The following is a 22,160-nucleotide window of genomic DNA, read 5'->3' on the forward strand; positions in this document are numbered from 1 at the left end:
GACGTGGCGAAGAAGACGGCGATCAGGAAGAAAACTGCTGCGAAGAAAGCAGCGAAGACCTCCAGCAAGAAAACCGCCGTTCGCAAGGGCAAGGCTGCGAAGGCTGCAACGAAGCCGGTCAAGCAGGCAGCCCCGCGCAAATCGTCCGCACCGCGCCGTCCCAAGGGCCCGGCCTGGCAATGGTCGGCGGTCGAGACCGCAGCCGCAATCCGCTCCGGCGCCATCTCCGCGGTCGAGACCGTCGAGGCGCATCTCGATCGGATGCGTGCCGTCAACCCGAGGCTGAACGCCGTCGTCGTCGATCTCTCGGAGGAGGCGCTGGCTGCGGCGCATGCGGCCGACAAGCGGCGCGCGAAGGGCGGCGAGCTCGGCCTTCTGCATGGCGTACCGATCACGATCAAGGAGAATGTCGATTACGAAGGCCGTCCGAATTTCAACGGCGTGCCGGCGAACAAGGACCTCATCGCGCCGTCGGATTCGCCGGTGGTGCGCAACCTGAAGAGAGCTGGCGCGATTATCATCGGCCTCACCAACACGCCGGAATTCTCCTTCCGCGGGTTCACCGACAATCCATTGCACGGGCTGACGCTCAATCCCTGGGATCCGGATATCACCTGCGGTGGCTCCTCGGGCGGTGCGGGTTCGGCGGTCGCCGCCGGCATCGGCACCATCGCGCACGGCAACGACATCGGCGGCTCGCTGCGCTGGCCGGCGCATTGCAACGGGGTTGCGACCATCAAGCCGACGCAGGGGCGTATCCCGGCGTTCAACGCAAGCGCAACCGCCGAACGGCCGATGCTGGCGCATCTGATGTCGGCGCAGGGGCCGCTCGCCCGCCACGTCGCCGACGTCAGGCTCGGGCTGGAGGTGATGAGCCAGCGCGATCCACGCGATCCCTGGTGGGTGCCGGCGCCGCTGGTCGGACCGAAGCCGAAGGGGCCGATCAAGGTCGCGCTCGCCAGGATTCCTGAAGACATGGACGTCGATCCGCACGTCGCGGCGGCGTTGCGCCAGGCCGCCGATCATCTGGAGCGTTCCGGCTATCGGGTCAGCGAGGTCGAGGTGCCCGACATCGACGGCGTCTGGCAGACCTGGTGCGACATCATCACCAACGAGACGATGGTGATGCAGGAAGCGGGCATGTTGAAGGTGACGTCCGAAGACTTTCACAAGGCGTGGGGCGGCATGAAAGCCAAGGCCAACGTGCTCGACCTCAAAGCCTGGATGCAGGCGACCGCCGCGCGCAACGGCCATATCCGCGCCTGGCAGCTGTTCTTCGAGGAGTATCCGGTGGTGCTGGCACCGACCACGGTGAAGCCGATTCCGGGCCCGCGCGAGGATACTGTCAGCCCCGAGCGCGTGCGCGAGATTTTCTGGGGCGAAATCCGCTTCATCTCCGCGATCAACGTGCTGGGCTTGCCCGGCGCCGTGGTGCCGGTGGCGCTGCACGACGGCAAGCCGATCGGCGTGCAGCTCATTGCCGGGCGCTATCGCGAGGACCTCGCGCTCGATGCGGCGACCGCGATCGAGAAACGCGCCGGCGTGCTCGCCCATCGGCTGTGGGAACAGATGGACTGACAGGGCAGCGAAGTTGTTTCCCTCTCCCCTTGTGGGAGAGGGTGGCTCGCCGCGCAGCGGCGAGACGGGTGAGGGGTCTCTCTCCGCTAACGCAAGCTTGGCCGTATGGATAGAGACCCCTCATCCGGCGCTTCGCGCCACCTTCTCCCACAAGGGGAGAAGGGAGTGCAGCGTGGTCGCTGCCTTCATTAACAATTTGACTTGAATTTTAGCCAATTCCCCAACAAGTGTTAGGGTTACTTCCTCGATCTCTAGACGAATTATTGTCCGCTTTACCACCCGCCTCTAACAGAGGGACGGCGGACAACGCACATGCCTCATACAGGCCAATAAGTGCGGCCCGCTCCACGCGGAGGTGGCACGATGCGCAACGAGACGATCGCTATTCACGCCGGCTACGAGCCCGAAGCCACCACGCACGCGGTTGCCGTGCCGATCTACCAGACCGCGGCCTACGCCTTCGATAGCGCCGATCACGGCGCGGCGCTCTTCAATCTCGAGACCGAAGGCTATCGCTATAGCCGCATCGCCAATCCGACCAGCGCGGTGCTGGAGAAACGTATCGCCGAGCTCGAGGGCGGCGTCGGCGCGCTTGCGGTCGCGACCGGGCAGGCCGCGCTGCATTTCGCCTTCGTCAATGTCGCCGATCACGGCGGCAACATCGTTTCCGTGCCGCAGCTCTACGGCACCACGCACACGCTGCTCTCGCACATCCTGCCGCGGCAGGGCATCACCGGCCGCTTCGCCGAGAGCGACAAGCCCGAGGCGATCGAAAAGCTGATCGACGAGAACACCCGCGCCGTGTTCGCCGAAACCATCGGCAATCCCGCCGGCAATGTCTGCGACATCGAAGCACTGGCGAAGATCGCGCATGCGCATGGCGTGCCGCTGATCGTCGACAATACCGTTGCAACCCCCATCCTGCTCAAGCCGTTCGATTACGGCGCCGACATCGCCGTGCATTCGCTGACCAAGTTTTTGGGCGGCCACGGCACCACGCTCGGCGGCGCCATCGTCGATTCCGGAAATTTCCCCTGGGCCAAGCACGCCGATCGCTTCCCGGGCTACAACAAGCCGGACGCCTCCTACCATGGCCTGGTCTATGCCGAGCGCTTCGGCAAGACGGCCTATATCGAACGCGCGCGCAGCATCTATCAGCGCACCATGGGTTCGGTGCTGTCGCCGTTCAACGCCTTCCTGCTGCTCCAGGGCATCGAGACCGTCGCGCTGCGCATGGAGCGCCACTGCGAGAATGCCCGCAAGGTCGCCGAATTCCTGCGCAAGGATCCGCGCGTCGCCTGGGTCAACTACACCGGTTTCCCGCATAGCCCCTATTATCCGCTGGTGCAGAAATATCTCGACGGCAACGCGTCGTCGCTGTTCACCTTCGGCATCAAGGGCGGCATGGAAGCCGGCAAGTCCTTCTATGATGCGCTGAAGCTGATCACGCGTCTCGTCAATATCGGCGATGCCAAGTCGCTGGCCTGCCATCCGGCCTCGACGACGCACCGGCAGATGTCGGCGGAGCAGCAGCGGGTCGCCGGTGTTTTGCCGGAAACGATCCGCTTGTCGATCGGTATCGAGCATTGCCAGGACATCATCGAGGACCTCGACCAGGCGCTGGAAAAGGCCTGCCCGTCCGCGCGCCTCCAGGCCGCGGAGTAGGCGGCCGCGCCGATGACGATCCTGATCGACAGGGATCAAGCCATATCGAGCCCGACGCTGGTGCCGCGAGCGGGTGATCTGGCGCGCGAGCCCGGCGGCACCGAGCTCACCATTGGCCTGATCAACAACATGCCGGATCCCGCGCTGAAGGCGACCGAGCGGCAGTTCATGAAGCTGCTGCAAGCCGCAGCAGGTCCGCGCCGCGTCCGCTTTCAATGCTTCTCGCTGCCCTCGGTCAAGCGCTCGCCGGAAGCGAGATGGCATGTCGAGAGCGAATATTCGGAACTCACCGAACTCAGGCGCCACAAGTTCGACGGTCTGATCGTGACCGGCGCCGAGCCGATCGCGCCCGAGCTCGACCAGGAACCGTACTGGCGCGACCTCACCGAGCTGATCGACTGGGCCAAGGTCAACACGCGCTCCACGATCTGGTCGTGCCTCGCTGCCCATGCCGCGGTGCTGCATCTCGACCGCATCGAAAGGCGGCCGCTGTCGGCCAAATGTCACGGCATTTTCGACTGCGAGGCCGTGACCAGCGATCCGCTGACGCGGGCCGCGCCTGCGCCGCTCAAGGTCCCGCATTCGCGTCTCAACGAGATCGCCGAGAGCGACCTCGCGCAGGCCGGCTACCAGGTGCTGACGCGCTCGGCAAAGGCCGGCGTCGACATCTTCGTCCGGCAATATGCCAGCCGCTTCGTGTTCTTCCAGGGCCATCCGGAATATGACGCGCTGTCGCTTCAGCGTGAATATCTGCGCGACGTCGGCCGTTACCTCGCGCGTGAGCGCGACAATTATCCGCATTTGCCCGTGAGCTATTTTGACGCTGCGAGCGAAGAGAAGCTGGTGCGCTTCGAGAAGCAGGCAAGGCACCAGCGCCACCCCGCGCTCAGCAACGAACTGCCGGCGCTGAATTTGCGTGCCGATATCGCCGCGGGCAGCGCCGCGGCGGCATTGTTCCGGAACTGGCTGCAATATCTCGGTGCGGAGACCGACGCGTCGGTGCTTGCACGATAGGTCAGGACGGCGGGGTCGACGTTAGGACTAACGAAGTGTGAAGCTTGCCTCGAGCAGCGCACGAATGCTTCAGTGAGGGGCGGGGCAGACAGGAAATGCGAGTCGTGTGGTCGGCACTCCAGGGACGCGTGAGCAATCGGCTGGCCCGGCATTTCCGCGCCGCGCCGCACCGGCTGCCCGCGCATGCGCCCATGGTGAGCTTTACCTTCGACGATGCCCCCGATAGCGCCGCAGGCGAGGGGGCCGGGCTTCTGGAGCAGCATGGCGGCCGCGGCACGTTCTATCTCGCCGGCAGCCTGGTCGATCGTCCCTCGGACCACTGGCACGGGCTGTCAAACGACGCCGTGGTGCGGCTTCACCGGGCCGGACACGAGATTGCCTGCCATACTTTCTCGCACCTGAGTGCGGTCAATCTCGACGAGGCCGCCATGGCCCGCGAGATCGAGCGAAACCGCAGCCATTTTCGCGCCATCGATTCCTCGATCACGCTGGAAAATTTCGCTTACCCCTATGGCATCGCGTCGGTGTGGCGCAAGCCGCAGCTCGCCAAGACCTTCCGCTCGGCGCGCGGCATCCTTCCCGGCGTCAATCGCGACGTCATCGATCTCCAGTTCCTGAGGGCCTCGCCCCTGGTCGATTGCGAGATCGATATTGCCGGTGTCGATCGCTATTTCGACGAGGCGGTCGAGAGCGGCGGATGGCTGATCTTCTACGGTCATGACGTCGCCAACGCGGCGAGCCCGTATGGCTGCACGCCGCACCTGATGCGCCATGCGCTGCAGGCCGCCGGGAAGCGCGACATGCCAATCGTGACGGTCGCGGAAGCGTTGCGAAGGATAGGGGCGTAGCGACTTCTTCCCTTCTCCCCTTGTGGGAGAAGGTGGCGCGAAGCGCCGGATGAGGGGTTGTTTCCGCGAATTCAACTGCAGCAGGCTCACGCGCGGAGAGGTACCCCTCACCCGTCTCGCCGCTACGCGACGAGCCACCCTCTCCCACAGGGGGAGAGGGGAAGACTCGCGTCTCGCTCCGCAAACAGTCTTGCCACGCCTGCGCGGTCATGCGACTGGCCTTGGGACGAATCCCAGGTCCGCCACTCCATGTCCCCTCCTTCCACCGCTCCGCTTCCTGCGCTCCAAAACGGCCGCGATGCGCTGTCGGTGCTGCGTTCGGTGTTCGGCCTGCCCGGGTTCCGCGGCGCGCAGGGCGAGATCATCCGGCACGTCACCGACGGCGGCAATTGCCTGGTGCTGATGCCGACCGGCGGAGGCAAGTCGCTGTGCTATCAACTGCCGGCGCTGCTGCGCGAAGGCTGCGGTGTCGTAGTGTCGCCCTTGATTGCACTGATGCGCGACCAGGTCGCCGCCATGCTCGAAGCAGGCGTCAACGCCGCCGCGCTGAACTCGTCGCTGACCCCGCAGGAAGCCTCCGATATCGAGCGGCGCCTGATCGCGGGTGATCTAGACCTGCTCTATGTCGCGCCGGAGAGACTGGTGACGCCGCGCTGCCTGGCGCTGCTGGCGCGGGCGAAGGTGGCGCTGTTCGCGATCGACGAGGCGCATTGCGTCTCGCAATGGGGGCATGATTTCCGCCCCGAATATGTCGCCTGTCGATCATCGCCGAGCGCTTTCCCGACGTGCCGCGCATCGCGCTGACTGCGACGGCCGACGAGTTGACCCGCAAGGAAATCGTCGAGCGGCTTCAGCTTGCAGACAGTCCGCACTTCGTCTCCAGCTTCGATCGTCCCAACATCCGTTATGAGATCGTCGACAAGCGCAATGCGGTGTCGCAGCTCAAGGATTTCATTCGGGATCGTCACGCGGGCGATGCGGGCGTCGTCTATTGCCTGTCCCGCAAACGCGTGGAGGAGGTCGCTGCCGCGCTCGACGACGCCGGCATTGCGGCGTTGCCCTATCACGCCGGGCTCGACAGCAGCGTGCGCTCGCGCAACCAGGACCGCTTCCTCAACGAGGACGGCATTGTCATCGTCGCGACCATTGCCTTCGGCATGGGCATCGACAAGCCCGACGTGCGCTTCGTCGCGCATCTCGATCTGCCCAAGAGCATCGAGGCCTATTACCAGGAGACAGGACGCGCCGGCCGTGACGGCAAGCCGTCGGCGGCCTGGATGGCCTACGGTCTCTCGGACATCGTGCAGCAGCGCCGCATGATCGACGAGTCGAGCGGCTCCGAGGAATTCAAGCGGGTCTCGATCGGCAAGCTCGATGCGCTCGTTGGCCTTGCCGAAACGCCGCACTGCCGGCGTCGGCGGCTGCTCGCCTATTTCGGCGAGATCGTGATGGGCGAGGGCTGCGGCAATTGCGACAATTGCCTGACGCCGCCGAAAATGCGCGACGGCAAGGTGCTGGCGCAAAAACTGCTATCCTGTGCCTATCGCACCGGGCAGCGTTTCGGCGCGATGCATCTCATCGACGTGCTGATCGGACGCCTGACCGAGAAGGTGACGCAGTTCGGCCACGACAAGCTGACGGTGTTCGGCATCGGACGCGAGCTCAACGAGAAGCAGTGGCGCACGGTGCTGCGGCAGCTCGTGGCGATGGGACATTTGCAGAGTGACAGCGAAGCGTTCGGCGCGCTGAAGCTGACGGATTCGTCGCGCGGCGTGCTGCGGGGCGAAACGGAAGTGTGGCTGCGCGAGGAAGCGCCCGGCGCCCGGATCCGTTCGAGCCGCGCCAAGTCCCGCCGCGGTGATCTGGCGCCGGCGCCCGGCGCGCCGCAGGGCGATGTCGATCCTGAATTGCGTACGCGGCTACGAGCGTGGCGCTCGGATATTGCCCGCGAACGTGGCGTTCCGGCCTATGTCGTGCTGCACGACGCCACCATCGACGGCATCGTTCGCGCATGGCCGACCACGCTGGACGAGCTGCGCAACGTGCCCGGCATCGGCGACAAGAAGCTCGAGCATTACGGCGACGAGCTGCTGCAGATCGTCAGGACGCGGTAGGGCGCGGTGGCGGTTGTTAGCGCGCCAACTCTCTCCACATCGTCATCCCAGACAAGCGCAGCGAAGCGGAGCGCAGATCCGGGATCCATACCGCGTGATTTGTCTTGGGGCACGCGCGACGACGCTCCTCGCCAAACTGCTCCCGGGGTTATGGGTCCCGGCCCCCGTGCGCAATTGCGCACTAGGCCGGGACGACAGCGGTAAATGAGGCGCGAGGTGCGGCCTACCTCAGCCGTTCCTGAACGCATACCCGTAGCCGTTCAGCGCCGGCGCGCCGCCGAGATGGGCGTAGAGGATCTTGGCGCCCTTCTCGAAATAGCCCTTTTGCGTAAGGTCGATCAGGCCCTGCATCGACTTTCCCTCGTAGACGGGGTCGGTGATCATGGCTTCGAGACGCGCGGTGAGGCGGATCGCCTCCTTGGTCTCTTCCGACGGCACGCCATAGGCGGGATACGCGTAATCCTCGATCAGCACGACGTCGTCGGCGACGAGATCCTTGCCGAGCTCGACGAGCTTGGCCGTGTTCTGTGCGATCGAGAGCACCTGCGCCTTGGTCTGCGCCGGGGTGAAGGAGGCGTCGATGCCGATCACTTTTCGCGCGCGGCCATCGGCGGCGAAGCCGACCAGCATGCCGGCATGGGTCGAGCCGGTGACGGTGCAGACCACGATGTAGTCGAACTTGAAGCCGAGCTCAGCTTCCTGCTTGCGCACTTCTTCGGCGAAGCCGACATAGCCGAGCCCGCCGAATTTGTGCACGGAGGCGCCGGCGGGAATCGCATAGGGCTTGCCGCCCGCCGCCTTCACCTCCTCTATCGCCTCCTCCCAGCTCTTGCGGATGCCGATGTCGAAGCCGTCGTCGACCAGGCGCACGTCGGCGCCCATGATGCGGGAGAGCATGATGTTGCCGACGCGGTCATAGACGGCGTCCTCGTGCGGCACCCAGGCCTCCTGCACCAGGCGGCACTTCATGCCGATCTTGGCCGCCACCGCCGCGATCATGCGGGTGTGGTTGGACTGCACGCCGCCGATCGAGACCAGCGTGTCGGCGTTGGACGCGATCGCGTCGGGGATGATGTATTCGAGCTTGCGCAGCTTGTTGCCGCCGTAGGCGAGGCCGGAATTGCAGTCCTCGCGCTTGGCATAGACCTCGACATTGCCGCCGAGATGCTTTGACAGCCGCTCCAGCTTCTCGATGGGTGTCGGACCAAAGGTCAGCGGATAGCGCGCGAATTTTTCGAGCATCGTCAGGTCATCCTGATTGGCGTTAATGTCTGCGAAAACGCTAGCATCGGGCTGCAAAAAGGTGCTTTCAAATATTGCGCCTCTGTTGCGCGTGATCTTACGAAAATGGCGTGAAGCTGTGCTATTCCTTTCGGATTGGATGCTAATCACGGAAGCTTCTTCCATGTCCGCTCGTCTCGATCGTATCGACCTTAAGATGTTGCGATTGCTGCAAAATAACGGCCGCCTCAGCAACGCGGAGCTGGCCGAAACCGTCGCCATCAGTCCCGCCACCTGCCATCGCCGCACCCAGCGCCTGTTCGAGCACGGCTTCATCGCCGCCGTCCGCGCCATGGTCGCGCCGAAGAAGGTGGCAAAGGGCACGCTGGTGATGGTCGGCGTCGTGCTCGACCGTTCGACGCCGGAGAGCTTTGCGATCTTCGAGCAGGCGATCACCAGGCTGAAATTCGTGCTCGACTGTCACCTCGTCGCCGGCGACTTCGACTATTTCCTCAAGATCCGCGTCGGCGACATGGAAGACTTCAACCGTATCCACGGCGAGCAGCTGATCGCGCTGCCCGGCGTGCGCCAGACCCGCACCTTCTTCGTGATGAAGGAAGTCGTCGACAACGCGCCGCTGGAGTTTTGAGCGGGAGCTATTGATGCGCGATCCGCATCATGAGAGATTCAGCCGATGCAGACATTTCCCTTCCGGCATCTCAATCCGGCCGGACCGGCCTATCGGCGCGGATGGGTCGACGAAGCCGTCGCCGCGATCGAGGCCGACCAGTGCCGCACGGCCGACACGCATCTGATCCGGCTGATCGTGCCGGCGCTATCAGGCATCGACATCTATCTGAAGGATGAGTCGACGCATCCGACCGGCAGCCTGAAGCACCGGCTCGCGCGCTCGCTCTTCCTTTACGCGCTCTGCAACGGCCACATCCGCGAAGGTACGCCTGTCGTCGAGGCCTCGTCGGGATCGACCGCGGTGTCGGAAGCCTATTTTGCACAGATGATCGGCGTGCCCTTCTATGCCGTGATGCCGCGCACGACCTCGGCGGAGAAGATCGCCGCGATCGAGCATTACGGCGGTAATCGCCATCTGATCGACGACGGCCGTGCGCTGTATGCGGAGGCCGGCGCGCTGGCCAAGCGGCTGGGCGGCCACTACATGGACCAGTTCACCTTCGCCGAGCGCGCCACCGACTGGCGCGGCAACAACAACATCGCCGAATCCATCTTCACCCAATTGCAGGGCGAGCCGCGCCCGCTGCCGGACTGGATCGTGATGGGCGCGGGCACCGGCGGCACCTCGGCCACCATCGGACGCTATTTGCGTTACCGCCAATATCCGACGCGGCTGTGCGTCGCCGACGTCGAGCATTCCGCTTTCTTCGACTGCTTCAGCTCGCAGGACCGCTCCCATATTTGCGACCGCCCCTCGCTGATTGAAGGTGTCGGCCGGCCGCGCTGCGAACCCTCCTTCGTGCCGGGCGTGGTCGACCGCATGATGAAGATCCCCGATGCGGCGACGATCGCGGCGATGAACGTGCTGTCGCGCCGGCTGCGCCGCCCGGTGGGAGGCTCTACGGGCACCAATTTCCTGGCGCTGTGCCGGCTCGCCTCGGAGATGCGAAAGACGAATCAGACGGGGTCGCTGGTGACGCTGATCTGCGATTCCGGCGAGCGCTACCGGCAGACCTATTATGAGCCCGCCTGGCTGAAAGCGCGCGGTCTCGATCCAGCGCCGTTCGAGGCGGCCCTGTCGTCGTTCCTCGACACAGCGCAACCACTGGCGCTTGAGTTCGAAGACGTAACAAATCCGCAGAACTTGCGAAATCCTGAGGCCTTATAGCTGGCGCCTCCCTGCCATTTACAAAATTGCACGGCCGTCACGGCAACTTCACTTGCCTTGCGCCGTCGCGCGGGCGAGCCTCGCGCCTCTCAACGAGGAGACTCTGCCGTGCGCCTTCCCATTCTCGATCCGAAAGACCTGAGTGCCGAACAGAAGCCGCTCTATGACGACATGCGAGCCGGCATCAAGGACCACTTCAAGGGCTTTGTGAACATGCGCGACGATGGCGCGCTGCTCGGTCCCTGGAATCCCTGGATCCGTGAGCCGCGCTTCGGCAAGCCCGTGTGGGAGCTGGTCAAGGCGATCGCGGCGAACCCGCTGCTGCCGGCGCCGGTGCGTGAGGTCGCGATACTCGTCACCGGCTCGCATTTCCGCTCCGGCTACGAGCTCTATGCGCATGTGCTGGTCGCCGAGCAGCGCGGCCTCTCCGACGAGAAGCTCGCGACCATCGTCGCCGGACAGCGCCCGGTGGATCTCACAAAGCAGGAGGCGGTCGCCTACGACGTGGCGTCCGCATTGGTCAGCGGCGGCGTGCTGCCGGAACTGACTTATCGAGCCGCGGTCAAGGAATTCGGCGAGCACGGCGCGGCCGAACTGTCCTATCTCGTCGGCGTTTACTGCATGGTGTCGGTCACGCTGAACACGTTCGACGTGCCGGTGCCGGAATAGATCTGCGGTGCGATCACTCCGCCGCCTTGTTCATGGGCGGCGGGGGCGACCAGGCAATACAGCGGTTGCGACCGTCGGCCTTCGCCTGGTAGAGCGCGTGATCGGCCGCGCTCATCAAGGCGTCGATGCCGGACATGCTGACACTGGCTTCCGCAATGCCGATGCTCACGGTGACGCCGAACTGAACCTGATTGGCAACGATCTGCGAGCTCATTACGCGCTTGCGGATTCTCTCGGCGACGATCCTTGCACGCGACAGGCTGGTCTCCGGCAGCAGAATCGCGAACTCCTCGCCACCGAAGCGGCCGACGACGTCCGATTTGCGCTTGCCATCGAGGCATGCGGCCGACACGGCCTTGATCGCCTCGTCTCCGACCGCGTGACCATAGCGATCGTTGACTGACTTGAAATGGTCGATGTCGAGCATCAGGACCGAAACAGAGCGATAGTAGCGCTGGAAGCGGCTCCATTCGGCCTCGAGCGAGCCGAGCAAATGGCGGCGGTTATAGAGGCCCGTGAGCGGGTCGGTGGTGGCCAGACGCTCCAGCATGTTGGCCTTGTTGGTGAGATCGGTAATGTCGACATAGGTCAGCATGCGGCCGCCGTTCGACATCGTGGTGCAGTGGGCCCTGATCCGCCGAGCATCCGGTGTCTGGAGGTCGCGCACATGATCGCCCGCCTTGACCTCGGCGATGCGCTTGACGGGAAATTTCGCCAGTTCGTTAGCCGGAAGATCGGGCGCGCTCGCACGGTGCACCCGGCTCACCAACGATGCATAGGTCGGGCGGGCGGCGGCTTCCTGTTCGCTCACGTCCCAGAACCGCCGCATCCGCCGGTTCATGAAGCTGGCGTTGAGATCGCGGTCGAGCAGCAGCACGCCGTCCTCGACATTCTCGAGGGCATCGCGCAGCAATTTCAGTTCGTCGGAATAGCGCACGATGTCGGTGACCGGCGTATAGGTCAGCATTCGCCCGCCGTCGGGCAGAGGCGTGCATTGCATCCGAACGACGTCGCCGCCGGTACGGCGCAGGTCGCGCGGCGACGCATCGCCTGCCTGTATTTGACGGACGCGCTCGGCGACATAAGACTCCAGCTCGGCCGGCGGAATCTCGTAGGCGAGCGTATCGCGGCCATGATGCATCAGCGTCGCAAATGACGGGTTGCTGTTGGCGACTTCCTCCGGCAGGAGCCACATCTGCCGGAACGCCCGATTGATCAACTGCGCGCGGAGATTGGCGTCCAGCAGCACGATGCCCAGCGGAACGAAATCGAGAGCCGCGCGAAGCGCTAGCATCTGTCCACGTATCAGCGAATCGGTTCGCCGCTCCTGCTCGTCGACGGCCTTCGGCTCGATATGATTTTCCGCTCCGAGCGCAACCCCGACCTGACGGTCCGACCGCCAGAGCACACGGCAGGAGAAGACCTCCTGGCCTGCGAGCCGGAGCTGGAACCGATCGGGCACGCCGAGGCTGCTCTGCATCTCCAGCATCGCGCCGTCTTCGGACATCCGGCGCACGACGCAATCGATCGTCGACTGGCCGAAGTTGAAGAAGATCTGGCCGGCGAGGAACGTTCGTTCCGATACCAAGCGGGGCATTCCCAACCTCCCAGGCGAAAGCGGCCCAGTTTGCCCGAAGCTTACTTGCAGAAGGGTAAGCTGGTGCGCGATTTTGCGAGAGGGCTAATAATTGGTTCACGCATCCGGCCGTCGTGTACCTCAACGATGAGGGGAGCGGCCGCTGTCGTGACAATCCGACGCGTCTGATGGCGGAACTGCCTGCTGGATTGTGATCGCCCGTGTGGTCACGCGGTGTCCGCAATCGGTGGACGGTGCGAATGCACGCAGGTACCTTGCCGTGACCGCACCGACACAGTCCCCCGCCAGAGTGCAGGCCGGACAATGGAGAACGACAGCCATGGACACGTCACGCCGCATCCTGCTCGCCGGACTGGCGGGACTCGCCGTTGCGCCGACCGCCGCAGGAGCCGCGGCCTCGGCCGCGTCCGATGATGTGACGGTCGCTGAAGAGCGCTTTGCGCGCATGATTGCGGCTGCCCATGCGCCCGACGTCACCTGCGCGCGACAAGCCGAGCGTTATGCGGACACGTATTGGCCAAACTACGTCGCGGCAGCGCGTTCCGTCATCGAGGCGAGAGCGTGAGGCATTCTCTTCCCTCTCCTGTCTTTGGAGATGGCAAAACGAGGTGTTTCACGTCCCTACCGCCCGCCTGACCTGCTCACCGATCTGCGACAGCACGAGCTGCGCCTGCGGCAGAATTGCGCCCATGGCGTGGAAATTGTGGACCATGCCCTCGTGGCAGACGTGCTCGACGGCGACGCCCGCGGCGAGCAGCTTGCGCGCATAGGCATTGCCCTCGTCTCGCATCGGGTCGAACTCGGCGGTGTGGATGATTGCGGTCGGCAGGCCCGCAAGCCGCGTCGCGCGCAAGGGCGAGATGCGGGGATCGGCGGCATCCAGGGCCTCGGGCAGATAGTCGGCGAGATCGGCTTCGATCGTGATGCGATCGATCAGGTGGCCCTCGGCGAACGCCTCGCGCGAAGGTGAGGCCTCCTCGAAATCCAGCACCGGGCAGATCAGGCATTGCGCGACGATGGAAAGGCCTGCGCTCTGCGCCGCCTCCTGGCACACGATCGCAGCGAGCGTTGCACCCGCGGAATCGCCGCCGAGCACCAGACGCCCGGCGTCGATGCCGAGCGATGCGGCCTCGCGCGCCACCCATTCGGTGGCTGCGATCGCATCGTCCACGGCGGCGGGGAATTTGTGCTCGGGCGCCAGCCGGTAATCGACCGAGACGAGACGGCAGCCGGTCGCATGTGCCAATGCCGCCGCGATGCGGTCATGCGTGGCAATGCTGCCGGCAACGAGGCCGCCGCCGTGAAAGAACACGAAGCCGGGCGCGCGATCATCGGCGCCTGCGGGTGAATAGAGGCGATAGGGCAGCGCGCCGCCGGGACCAGGCAGCACGCCGTCGGACGACGTCACGTCAGGCGCATCGGCGCGCGCAAACTGCATCAGTTTTGCCAATGATTGCCGGCGTGCCTCCACGCTGGGCCGGCTCCGTGCCTGCGGCGCAGCCGCAGCCATCATGGTCAACAAGCGCTTTGCGAGCGGATCGAGCGGCATGGGACTTCCTTTCCCTTCCGGGAGGGTAACTCACCATTCTCCCGCAGGGAATCATTTAGAAATTGCGCCCAATAGTGGCGCTATAATGCGGCACCACGCCAAGGGGAGGCCGGTCATGGCCGAGATCAAAAAGCCCATCGCATATTCACCGAGCTGGACCTTCTTCGAGGGCAAATGGCATGACGGCAATGTGCCGATCATGGGTCCGCGCACGCATGCGGCCTGGCTCGGCTCGGTCGTGTTCGACGGCGCGCGTGCGTTCGAAGGCGTCGCGCCCGATCTCGACCGCCACGTCGCCCGCGCCAATCAATCCGCGATCAACTTCGGCCTGAAGCCGGTGGTCGATACCGGAACCTGGATGACGCTCGCAAACGAGGGCATCGCGCGCTTCGCGCCGAATGCCGAGCTCTACGTCCGTCCGATGTACTGGGCACGGAACGGCTCGGGCGGCGGCGTGCTGTTCGATCCCGAGACCACCGATTGGTGCCTGTGCATCTACGAGGCGCCGATGCCGAAACCCGTCGGCAGCGCGATCACGCTGTCGCCGTTCCGCAGGCCCACCGCCGAATGCGCTCCAGTCGAGGCCAAGGCCGCCTGTCTCTATCCGAACAATTCGCGCGCGCTTGCAGAGGCCGCCTCGCGCGGCTTCCAGAACGCGCTGATGCTCGACATGCTCGGCAACGTCGCGGAGTTCGGCAATTCCAACGTGTTCATGGCCAAGGACGGCGTGGTCTACACGCCGGTGCCGAACGGCACCTTTCTCAACGGCATCACCCGCCAGCGCGTCATCAGCCTGCTTCGCGCCGATGGCGTCACCGTGTTCGAGAAGACGCTACGCTATGCCGACTTCCTCGCCGCCGACGAGATCTTTTCGACCGGCAATTTCGCAAAAGTCGCGCCGGTGATCCGTATCGACGACCGCGAGCTGAAGCCGGGCCCGCTCTACATTCGCGCGCGGAAGCTCTATTGGGACTTTGCCCACGCGGTGAAGCTGGCGGCTTGATTCGCGCTGCCCTTAGCTGTGTCGCTTGAACCGGCTGAACTGAAACGCCTGCGTCGAATTCCACGGCGTGTGGTGCGCCTCGTTGCGCGTTTCGACCAGCTCGAACCCCGGCCCGAGCTCAGCCGCAAGACTCGCGCTGTCATGACGCTGCACCGGCAGGCCGCTGCATTTCTCGGGGCCGTCGAGTGCAAACGTCGCAATGATGACGTGGCCGCCGGGCGCAACCGCCGACCGCAGCCGCTCGATGTATCCGGTCCTGTCGCGGGAGTCGGTCAGGAAGTGAAACGCCGCCCGATCGTGCCATAGATCGTATGCCTTTGTCGGGCGCCATGTCGTGGCGTCGGCAACGATCCAGTCGACCCTCGAAGCGGCTGTGCCAATTCGCTTCTTTGCAGCATCAAGCGCATTGGCTGAGAGATCCAGCACGGCGACGTCGCGATATCCGTCCAGCAGGAGAGCATCGACAAGTCGCGATGCGCCGCCGCCGATGTCGATGATCGCGGCCGCGCGGTCCGGATTGGCCGCCCGGATCATCGCGAGCGAAGTCGCCGGACTGTTCTGAAACCAGCTGACCTCGGCTTCGCCCTTGGTGGCGTAAACATTGTCCCAATGGGTGCTTCGGTCGGACATGCGCGTCCTCCGGCTTGCCGGGAGCCGGCGCAGAGGGACGATCTACTCGTCCTTCTTCGACATCCGCTCGAGGCGTTCCTGCATGTCCTTCATCTGCTGGCGCAGATCGTCGATGTTGCTGTCCTTCGGCGCCTCGGCGGTCGCCTCCGGGGCCGGCTCCGCGGAGCCTGCGGGGCGTGCCGCGCCGGGCGCGAAAGGCTTGAACATCGAGAAGGTCTGCTGGAACAGCTCCATGTTGCGGCGGACCTGTTCCTCCAGCGGCGCAAACGGGGTTCCGGACAGGGAGGTGGCGATCTGCTTGCGGAACTTCTCCTGCTCCTGAGTGAGCGACGCGATGGCCTGTTCCAGATATTTCGGCACCACCATCTGCATGCTGTCGCCGTAGAAGCGGATCAGCTGGCGCAGGAAGGTGGTCGGCAGCAGGTTCTGGCCGGCCTTGTTCTCCTGCTCGAAGATGATCTGGGCGAGCACGGAGCGGGTGATGTCGTCGCCGGTCTTGGCGTCGTAGACTAGGAAATCTTCGCCGTCCTTGACCATGGCGGCGAGGTCTTCCAGCGTCACGTAAGTGCTCGTTCCGGTGTTATAGAGCCGGCGGTTCGCGTATTTCTTGATCGTGGTGGGTTGGTCTGATTTCGCCATGGGCTCTCACTTGCAAGACGCGGAGAACGGGAACCTGTCGGGCTATGCCGCAGGGCGGGAAGAGTACGCAACGCAACAAAATAAGCATTTTCAAAGGGGTCACGCTACCGTTTTGTGCGCCACGGTTAATCGGGCAGCAAAAACGTGCTTGCGAAAGCGCCAAGAACGCTATTTTGAATGCGCTGCGGGATGAATTCGGCCGCCGGCCGATTGACATGCCTCAACGACGTTAACAGGATGCCGTCCGAGACTGGCGAGCCGTTTCCCCAGCCCCGTCTGCCCCCATACAACCCAGGAGATGCCCATGTCAGACGATGTCGTCATCGTCAGCGCCGCCCGCACCCCGGTCGGAAGCTTCAACGGAGCGTTCGCAACCCTTCCCGCCCATGATCTCGGGGCCATCGCCATCAAGGCCGCGCTGGAGCGCGGCGGCATCGAGCCCGGCCGGGTCTCCGAAGTCATCATGGGCCAGATCCTGACCGCCGCCCAAGGCCAGAACCCGGCCCGTCAGGCTTCGATCAATGCCGGCATTCCGGTCGAGAGCCCGGCCTGGGGCGTCAACCAGCTCTGCGGCTCGGGTCTGCGCACCGTTGCGCTCGGCTATCAGGCGCTGCTCAACGGCGATTCCGAGATCGTGGTCGCCGGCGGGCAGGAATCCATGAGCATGGCTCCGCACGCCCAGTACCTGCGTGGCGGCGTAAAGATGGGTGCAGTCGAATTCATCGACACCATGATCAAGGACGGCCTGTGGGACGCCTTCAACGGCTATCACATGGGCAACACCGCCGAGAACGTCGCGCGGCAGTGGCAGATCACCCGCGCCCAGCAGGACGAGTTCGCGGTCGCCTCGCAGCAGAAGGCCGAGGCCGCGCAGAAGGCCGGTAAATTCAACGACGAAATCGTTCCCGTCACCATCAAGGGACGCAAGGGCGATGTCGTCGTCAGCGCCGACGAATATCCGCGCCATGGCGCAACGGTCGACGCGATGGCGAAGCTCCGTCCCGCCTTCGAGAAGGACGGCACGGTCACCGCGGGCTCTGCGTCCGGCATCAATGACGGCGCTGCCGCCGTGGTGCTGATGACCGCCAGGCAAGCCGCCAAGGAAGGCAAGAAGCCGCTCGCGCGCATCGTGTCCTGGGCGCAGGCGGGCGTCGATCCGAAGATCATGGGCTCTGGCCCGATCCCGGCCTCGCGCGCCGCGCTGAAGAAGGCCGGCTGGAATGTCGGCGATCTCGACCTGATCGAGGCCAACGAAGCCTTCGCGGCGCAGGCTTGTGCCGTCAATAAGGATCTCGGCTGGGATACTTCCAAGGTCAACGTCAACGGCGGCGCGATCGCGATCGGCCATCCGGTCGGCGCCTCCGGCGCGCGCGTTCTGGTGACGCTGCTGCATGAAATGCAGAAGCGCGATTCGAAGAAGGGCCTCGCCACGCTGTGCATCGGCGGCGGCATGGGTATCGCGATGTGTGTGGCGCGCGACTGAGATAGTTGACGCATCATTTGCGCGTGCGCTGCACGCGTTGCTGAGTGCGTTGCACGCGATTAAAAAGGCAGCGGTTGCAAATCAAATATTCTTCGCAACCGTACAAGCCTCAATTAAAGAGAAACGCCCGGCTCGACGCCGGGCGTTTTGTTCTTGATGTCCGTCAAACGTCCCCCATAATCCGCACTTAAAAACGATCACTCAGAAACGTCCGAAGAGTCCAAGGGAAGGAAATACGATATGGCACGTGTTGCATTGGTGACGGGTGGTACGCGGGGCATCGGAGCTGCAATCAGCAAGGCGCTGAAGGCGGCTGGCTACAAGGTTGCGGCGAGCTATGCCGGCAACGATGCGGCGGCGGAGAAGTTCAAGGCCGAGACCGGCATCGCGGTCTACAAATGGGACGTCAGCAATTTCGATGCCTGCGCCGAGGGCGTGAAGAAGGTCGAGGCCGAGGTCGGCCCGATCGACGTGCTCGTCAACAATGCCGGCATCACCCGCGACACCGCCTTCCACAAGATGACCCTCGAGCAGTGGAACGCCGTCATCAATACCAACCTCGGTTCGCTGTTCAACATGACGCGTCCAATCATCGAAGGCATGCGTGCGCGCAAGTTCGGTCGCATCATCTCGATCTCGTCGATCAATGGCCAAAAGGGACAGTTCGGCCAGGTCAACTATTCCGCGGCGAAGGCCGGTGACATCGGCTTCACCAAGGCGCTCGCGCTCGAGAACGCCAAGGGCGGCATCACCGTCAACGCGATCTGTCCCGGCTACATCAACACCGAAATGGTGCAGGCCGTGCCAAAGGACGTCCTGGAAAAGAACGTGATCCCGCAGATCCCGGTGAACCGGCTCGGTGAACCGGAAGAGATCGCGCGCGCGGTCGTGTTCCTGGCGGCGGACGAGGCCGGCTTCATGACCGGCTCGACGCTGACCATCAACGGCGGCCAATACCAAGCCTGATGACGCCAATTCTCTCGGCTGGACGTCGCTGAGCCAAATGCCTGTAGCTTCAGGCGCGACAAGGCGATAGTGAAGACGAAAATGCCCGGCCTTGTGCCGGGCATAAACGTCCTCAGAGCCTTTTGATCGATGACTCCCCGCACGGCAACGCTGATCGGATTGACCGCGATCCTGATGTGGTCGCTGCTGTCAGTAATGACGGTGGCGACCGGAAAAATCCCGGCGTTCCAGCTCGCCGCGATGACGTTCGCGATCGGCGGTCTGGTCGGCCTGCTCACTTGGATCGGCCGCGGCGAGGCGGCCAAAAGCCTGCGTCAGCCGCTGGTCGTGTGGACCGTCGGTGTCGGCGGACTGTTCGGCTATCACGCGCTGTATTTCCTCGCGTTGCGCTTTGCGCCACCGGCTGAAGCCGGCCTGCTGAATTATCTGTGGCCACTCCTGATCGTGCTGTTCTCGTCGTTTCTGCCGGGCGAGCGGCTGGCCGCGCATCACATCGTCGGCGCCATGCTCGGCCTCGTCGGCACCGTGCTGCTGTTCGCCGGCAACACCTTGGGCTTCACGCCGGAGCAATTGCCGGGATTGGCCGCGGCCTTCATCGCAGCGTTCGTTTGGGCAACCTATTCGGTGCTGTCGCGGCGCTTGAAGGCAGTGCCGACCGATGCGGTCGCCGGATTCTGCCTCGCCACCGCGGTGCTTGCCGCGCTGATGCATGGACTGCTTGAAACCACCGTATGGCCGGACACCACGCTGCAATGGCTTTCCGTCATCGCGCTCGGCATCGGTCCCGTCGGTGCTGCGTTCTACGCCTGGGACATCGGCATGAAGCGCGGCGACATCCGCGTGCTGGGCGCCGCCTCCTATGCGACGCCGCTGCTCTCGACCGGCTTCCTCATCGCCGCTGGCTTTGCGAAGGCGAGTGCCAATATCACCATCGCCGCGATCCTGATCGCCGGCGGCGGCCTGATCGCGGCGAAGGACATGGTGCTGCGGAAGCGATGAGGCGCTCGTTCGCCATACTGCTGATCTCGATGCTCCCAGCTCCGGGCGCCGTGGCGCAAGTCAGCGCGGCGCCCGAAACATTCACCGGCGTTTATCGGAACGAGCACGCGAATGGCCGGCCCGAGACCGTTACGATAAGCGATGGAAAATCCTTCATTGAATTGACAGAGGAAGATTATCGAGCCGGTGGTTATCGGCCGGCCTATGAGAGGCTTCCGGCGAGGTTTGTTCGTCGAATACCCGTGCGGAAGCCCACTCCAGCCGACCAGGATTGATCCGCAGCTAAAGCGCCGGCTGCCAACCCGGCGGCCGATACATCGCCTCCGGAATCTGTCCGAGTTCGGAGCGCTGCAAGCGTTGTGGCATTAGGCCGTAGAACTCCTGGAAGCTGAGGATCAGCGGCCGCCATTTGTCCGGATCGATGCGGTTGCTTGCACCGTCCATCATGATGTTGGGATGCGCATGCACGCGGGTAATGCGGACCTCGATCGCGGCCAGATGGCCGCGAAAGACCTGATCGTCCTGCGCCATCTCGTGCATATGCGCGACCTTGGCTTCCATCTGCACGGGGCACTCGGCCGCGCGTGGTGCGCCGACCGTTTCGCCTGCCAGCGCTGTCAATCCGCAAACGCTGAACTTGTCCTTTTCGTGCCGATAGCCGCGATAGAGTTTGCCGGGCGGCACCGGAGCCGATCCCGTGGTCCGTGCGAGGCGATCGACCGCGGCTACGAGATCGGCGGACGGCAGATTGAGCACGCATTCGCCCGTGCGAATCATGTTCTCGGTGGTCTTGGAATTCCGGGCCAGTCCCAGCATGCAGCGCCACCCGACCCACCATGCCGACGACATCGGCGCGAGATTGGAAGTGCCGTCTTCATTGGTTGAGCCGATGAGGACGACGGGCGTGCCGAAATACAAAATGGCCGGGTCGATCTGGACGGCGGCGGGGCCGAGTATTCCGTGCATCGTGCGCTCCTGTTCGCTGGAAGCGCTGTCCTAAGGCGTGACGCGGACCGAACCCACCCGATTCCAGATTGAGATTCAGGGCTCCCACCCCTTCGGCGCGAGCTCGAACTTGGCGAACTCGAAGGCGGGTGCCACGGTGCAGCCGACCAGGGTCCACTCGCCGGTGGTCTCCGCCGTCTGCCACGCATCGGCCGGCACGATCGCCTGTGGCCGCTCGCCGTTCAACAGATCCGTGCCGAGCCGCACCTCGTGCTGGGAGCAGCCGTCGTGGGCGATGCGCAGCGTCAGCGGGCTGCCGGCGTAATAGTGCCAGCTCTCGACAGCATCGATGCGATGCCAGTGCGAGCGCTCGCCGCGCGCCAGCAGGAAATAGATCAGGGTCGAGCGCGCGCGGCCGTTGGCGTCCGTGGTTTGGTCGCGAAACGTCTCGCGGTAATGCCCGCCTTCGGGATGTGGGCGGAGTTCGAGGCGCGCGATGATCTCGGCTGCGGTCGGCATCGATTCCCGTCAGGATTTGTTCTTCAAGACTTGTTCTTCAAGATTTGTTCTTGCGCTCGCGCAGCTCTCCGAACACCGCGGTGGCATCCGCGCCCTTCATGTGCAGCCTGGCTGCGATCGACGGTTCATCGGCGCGCAGGAACACGTTTGTCCGCTTCTCATCACCAAGCAGCGAGGGAATGGTCGGCTTGTTCTCGGCCCGCAGCCTCGCCACCTCCGCCGCGCGCGCCTGCAGCGCCGCATTGTCGGGATCGACGGTCAGCGCGAACTTGACGTTGGATGCCGTATATTCATGGCCGCAATAGAGATTGAAGTCGTCGGGCAGGGCACGCAGCTTCAGAAGCGAATCCCACATCATCGGATAGGTGCCCTCGAACACGCGGCCGCAGCCGATCGAGAACAGCGTGTCGGCGGCGAACAGCGCTTTCTCGGTGTCGAACACGTAGGAGATGTGGTCGAGCGTGTGGCCGGGCGTCTCCAGTACACGCCCCAGCAAGCTGCCGACCTTGACGATTTCGGCATTGGCGACGCGCAGGTCGACGTCTGCGATCTCCGTCGTCTTGTCATGCGGCGCGACGACGCGGCAATTGTATTTCTGCTTGAGTTCGGCGACCCCGCCGACATGATCGCCATGATGATGGGTGATTAGGATGTCGGTGAGCTGCCAGCCCTCGCGCTCGAGCGCCTTCACGATGGGGCCGGCCTCCGGCGCGTCGATCGACGCCGTCGCCTTGGTTTCCACATCGTGGATCAGATAACCGAAATTGTCGTTTAAACAGGTAAAAGTACGAATTTCGGCGGCCATGTCATCTCCATCGCGCTCAGCTCCGTCAGACAAATATGGCGTTAACGTTGCGCAGGCA

20 protein-coding genes and 1 pseudogene are annotated in these 22,160 nt (G+C 64.1%); 13 read left to right on the forward strand and 8 right to left on the reverse strand.

Features of this window, described 5'->3' with window-relative positions; genetic code table 11:
• Window positions 1-3: 3 nt before the first annotated feature.
• The 5 genes and pseudogenes from AC0L27_RS20925 to recQ all read left to right on the forward strand — a co-directional run bounded on the left by AC0L27_RS20925 (window position 4) and on the right by recQ (window position 7,219).
• Window positions 4-1,578: an amidase family protein gene (locus tag AC0L27_RS20925; RefSeq protein ID WP_473320206.1), complete on the forward strand. Its 1,575-nt coding sequence runs from the start codon at window positions 4-6 to the stop codon at window positions 1,576-1,578.
• Window positions 1,579-1,941: 363 nt separating this feature from the next.
• Window positions 1,942-3,243: an O-acetylhomoserine aminocarboxypropyltransferase/cysteine synthase family protein gene (locus AC0L27_RS20930; protein WP_275172685.1), complete on the forward strand. Its 1,302-nt coding sequence runs from the start codon at window positions 1,942-1,944 to the stop codon at window positions 3,241-3,243.
• A 12-nt stretch (window positions 3,244-3,255) separates the two neighbouring features.
• Window positions 3,256-4,257, forward strand: a complete 1,002-nt coding sequence (gene metA, locus AC0L27_RS20935; RefSeq protein WP_354063346.1) for a homoserine O-succinyltransferase MetA — start codon at window positions 3,256-3,258, stop codon at window positions 4,255-4,257.
• A 104-nt stretch (window positions 4,258-4,361) separates the two neighbouring features.
• A complete protein-coding gene (locus tag AC0L27_RS20940; protein WP_354063348.1) occupies window positions 4,362-5,105 on the forward strand; it encodes a polysaccharide deacetylase family protein in 744 nt (247 codons plus the stop codon).
• 249 nt (window positions 5,106-5,354) lie between these two features.
• A pseudogene (recQ, locus tag AC0L27_RS20945) lies at window positions 5,355-7,219 on the forward strand (DNA helicase RecQ).
• Between the two features lie 228 nt (window positions 7,220-7,447).
• Here the strand turns inward: recQ and AC0L27_RS20950 are convergent.
• A complete protein-coding gene (locus AC0L27_RS20950) occupies window positions 7,448-8,461 on the reverse strand; it encodes a 1-aminocyclopropane-1-carboxylate deaminase (RefSeq protein ID WP_354063352.1) in 1,014 nt (337 codons plus the stop codon).
• Window positions 8,462-8,624: 163 nt separating this feature from the next.
• Between AC0L27_RS20950 and AC0L27_RS20955 the strand changes: the two genes are divergently transcribed.
• The 3 genes from AC0L27_RS20955 (at window position 8,625) to AC0L27_RS20965 (ending at window position 10,967) form a co-directional block, all read left to right on the forward strand.
• Window positions 8,625-9,089: an Lrp/AsnC family transcriptional regulator gene (locus AC0L27_RS20955; RefSeq protein ID WP_007599137.1), complete on the forward strand. Its 465-nt coding sequence runs from the start codon at window positions 8,625-8,627 to the stop codon at window positions 9,087-9,089.
• Between the two features lie 45 nt (window positions 9,090-9,134).
• On the forward strand, window positions 9,135-10,298 hold the full coding sequence (locus AC0L27_RS20960; RefSeq protein ID WP_473320208.1) for a PLP-dependent cysteine synthase family protein: 1,164 nt from the start codon (window positions 9,135-9,137) through the stop codon (window positions 10,296-10,298).
• Window positions 10,299-10,406: 108 nt separating this feature from the next.
• Window positions 10,407-10,967, forward strand: a complete 561-nt coding sequence (locus AC0L27_RS20965; RefSeq protein ID WP_354063357.1) for a carboxymuconolactone decarboxylase family protein — start codon at window positions 10,407-10,409, stop codon at window positions 10,965-10,967.
• A 13-nt stretch (window positions 10,968-10,980) separates the two neighbouring features.
• Here the strand turns inward: AC0L27_RS20965 and AC0L27_RS20970 are convergent, their stop codons facing one another.
• Window positions 10,981-12,564: a sensor domain-containing diguanylate cyclase gene (locus tag AC0L27_RS20970; RefSeq protein WP_354207401.1), complete on the reverse strand. Its 1,584-nt coding sequence runs from the start codon at window positions 12,562-12,564 to the stop codon at window positions 10,981-10,983.
• 319 nt (window positions 12,565-12,883) lie between these two features.
• Here AC0L27_RS20970 and AC0L27_RS20975 point away from each other — a divergent pair, with 319 nt between their 5' ends.
• Complete coding sequence (locus AC0L27_RS20975; protein WP_354207403.1) at window positions 12,884-13,129, forward strand: hypothetical protein; 246 nt, start codon at window positions 12,884-12,886, stop codon at window positions 13,127-13,129.
• Between the two features lie 48 nt (window positions 13,130-13,177).
• Here AC0L27_RS20975 and AC0L27_RS20980 read toward each other — a convergent pair whose 3' ends face one another.
• On the reverse strand, window positions 13,178-14,113 hold the full coding sequence (locus AC0L27_RS20980) for an alpha/beta hydrolase (RefSeq protein WP_354207405.1): 936 nt from the start codon (window positions 14,111-14,113) through the stop codon (window positions 13,178-13,180).
• 115 nt (window positions 14,114-14,228) lie between these two features.
• On the opposite strand from AC0L27_RS20980, the gene AC0L27_RS20985 reads away from it, so the two are divergent.
• Window positions 14,229-15,116, forward strand: a complete 888-nt coding sequence (locus AC0L27_RS20985; protein ID WP_354207407.1) for a branched-chain amino acid aminotransferase — start codon at window positions 14,229-14,231, stop codon at window positions 15,114-15,116.
• Window positions 15,117-15,128: 12 nt separating this feature from the next.
• On the opposite strand, the gene AC0L27_RS20990 is transcribed toward AC0L27_RS20985, so the two are convergent.
• Entirely contained in the window at window positions 15,129-15,746 is a 618-nt protein-coding gene (locus AC0L27_RS20990) for a class I SAM-dependent methyltransferase (RefSeq protein WP_354207409.1), read from the reverse strand.
• Window positions 15,747-15,788: 42 nt separating this feature from the next.
• Window positions 15,789-16,385 carry a polyhydroxyalkanoate synthesis repressor PhaR gene (gene phaR / locus AC0L27_RS20995; protein ID WP_354063367.1) on the reverse strand — a complete coding sequence of 199 codons (597 nt, stop codon included), beginning with the start codon at window positions 16,383-16,385 and terminating at the stop codon, window positions 15,789-15,791.
• A gap of 304 nt (window positions 16,386-16,689) precedes the next feature.
• Here phaR and AC0L27_RS21000 point away from each other — a divergent pair, with 304 nt between their 5' ends.
• The 3 genes from AC0L27_RS21000 to yddG all read left to right on the forward strand — a co-directional run bounded on the left by AC0L27_RS21000 (window position 16,690) and on the right by yddG (window position 19,833).
• Entirely contained in the window at window positions 16,690-17,868 is a 1,179-nt protein-coding gene (locus AC0L27_RS21000; protein ID WP_275172698.1) for an acetyl-CoA C-acetyltransferase, read from the forward strand.
• Window positions 17,869-18,108: 240 nt separating this feature from the next.
• Entirely contained in the window at window positions 18,109-18,834 is a 726-nt protein-coding gene (phbB, locus tag AC0L27_RS21005; RefSeq protein WP_275172699.1) for an acetoacetyl-CoA reductase, read from the forward strand.
• Window positions 18,835-18,963: 129 nt separating this feature from the next.
• On the forward strand, window positions 18,964-19,833 hold the full coding sequence (yddG, locus tag AC0L27_RS21010) for an aromatic amino acid exporter YddG (protein ID WP_354207412.1): 870 nt from the start codon (window positions 18,964-18,966) through the stop codon (window positions 19,831-19,833).
• A gap of 282 nt (window positions 19,834-20,115) precedes the next feature.
• On the opposite strand, the gene AC0L27_RS21015 is transcribed toward yddG, so the two are convergent.
• The 3 genes from AC0L27_RS21015 to gloB form a co-directional block, all read right to left on the reverse strand.
• A complete protein-coding gene (locus AC0L27_RS21015) occupies window positions 20,116-20,799 on the reverse strand; it encodes a flavin reductase family protein (RefSeq protein WP_354207414.1) in 684 nt (227 codons plus the stop codon).
• Window positions 20,800-20,874: 75 nt separating this feature from the next.
• Window positions 20,875-21,297, reverse strand: coding sequence for a cupin domain-containing protein (locus AC0L27_RS21020; protein WP_354257733.1), 423 nt, complete (start codon window positions 21,295-21,297; stop codon window positions 20,875-20,877).
• A 37-nt stretch (window positions 21,298-21,334) separates the two neighbouring features.
• Entirely contained in the window at window positions 21,335-22,102 is a 768-nt protein-coding gene (gene gloB, locus AC0L27_RS21025) for a hydroxyacylglutathione hydrolase (protein WP_354207416.1), read from the reverse strand.
• Between the last annotated feature and the right edge of the window lie 58 nt (window positions 22,103-22,160).

Source organism: Bradyrhizobium sp. Ken51, from assembly GCF_055807435.1.

What these genes read in the sequence shown, in the direction of transcription:
- AC0L27_RS20930 (WP_275172685.1), top strand. Translation starts at nt 1,942, where the DNA reads ATGCGCAACGAGACGATCGCTATTCACGCCGGCTACGAGCCCGAAGCC.
- metA (WP_354063346.1), top strand. Translation starts at nt 3,256, where the DNA reads ATGACGATCCTGATCGACAGGGATCAAGCCATATCGAGCCCGACGCTG.
- AC0L27_RS20950 (WP_354063352.1), bottom strand. Translation starts at nt 8,461, where the DNA reads ATGCTCGAAAAATTCGCGCGCTATCCGCTGACCTTTGGTCCGACACCC.
- AC0L27_RS20955 (WP_007599137.1), top strand. Translation starts at nt 8,625, where the DNA reads ATGTCCGCTCGTCTCGATCGTATCGACCTTAAGATGTTGCGATTGCTG.
- AC0L27_RS20960 (WP_473320208.1), top strand. Translation starts at nt 9,135, where the DNA reads ATGCAGACATTTCCCTTCCGGCATCTCAATCCGGCCGGACCGGCCTAT.
- AC0L27_RS20970 (WP_354207401.1), bottom strand. Translation starts at nt 12,564, where the DNA reads ATGCCCCGCTTGGTATCGGAACGAACGTTCCTCGCCGGCCAGATCTTC.
- AC0L27_RS20975 (WP_354207403.1), top strand. Translation starts at nt 12,884, where the DNA reads ATGGACACGTCACGCCGCATCCTGCTCGCCGGACTGGCGGGACTCGCC.
- AC0L27_RS20980 (WP_354207405.1), bottom strand. Translation starts at nt 14,113, where the DNA reads ATGCCGCTCGATCCGCTCGCAAAGCGCTTGTTGACCATGATGGCTGCG.
- AC0L27_RS20985 (WP_354207407.1), top strand. Translation starts at nt 14,229, where the DNA reads ATGGCCGAGATCAAAAAGCCCATCGCATATTCACCGAGCTGGACCTTC.
- AC0L27_RS20990 (WP_354207409.1), bottom strand. Translation starts at nt 15,746, where the DNA reads ATGTCCGACCGAAGCACCCATTGGGACAATGTTTACGCCACCAAGGGC.
- phaR (WP_354063367.1), bottom strand. Translation starts at nt 16,385, where the DNA reads ATGGCGAAATCAGACCAACCCACCACGATCAAGAAATACGCGAACCGC.
- AC0L27_RS21000 (WP_275172698.1), top strand. Translation starts at nt 16,690, where the DNA reads ATGTCAGACGATGTCGTCATCGTCAGCGCCGCCCGCACCCCGGTCGGA.
- phbB (WP_275172699.1), top strand. Translation starts at nt 18,109, where the DNA reads ATGGCACGTGTTGCATTGGTGACGGGTGGTACGCGGGGCATCGGAGCT.
- yddG (WP_354207412.1), top strand. Translation starts at nt 18,964, where the DNA reads ATGACTCCCCGCACGGCAACGCTGATCGGATTGACCGCGATCCTGATG.
- AC0L27_RS21015 (WP_354207414.1), bottom strand. Translation starts at nt 20,799, where the DNA reads ATGCACGGAATACTCGGCCCCGCCGCCGTCCAGATCGACCCGGCCATT.
- AC0L27_RS21020 (WP_354257733.1), bottom strand. Translation starts at nt 21,297, where the DNA reads ATGCCGACCGCAGCCGAGATCATCGCGCGCCTCGAACTCCGCCCACAT.
- gloB (WP_354207416.1), bottom strand. Translation starts at nt 22,102, where the DNA reads ATGGCCGCCGAAATTCGTACTTTTACCTGTTTAAACGACAATTTCGGT.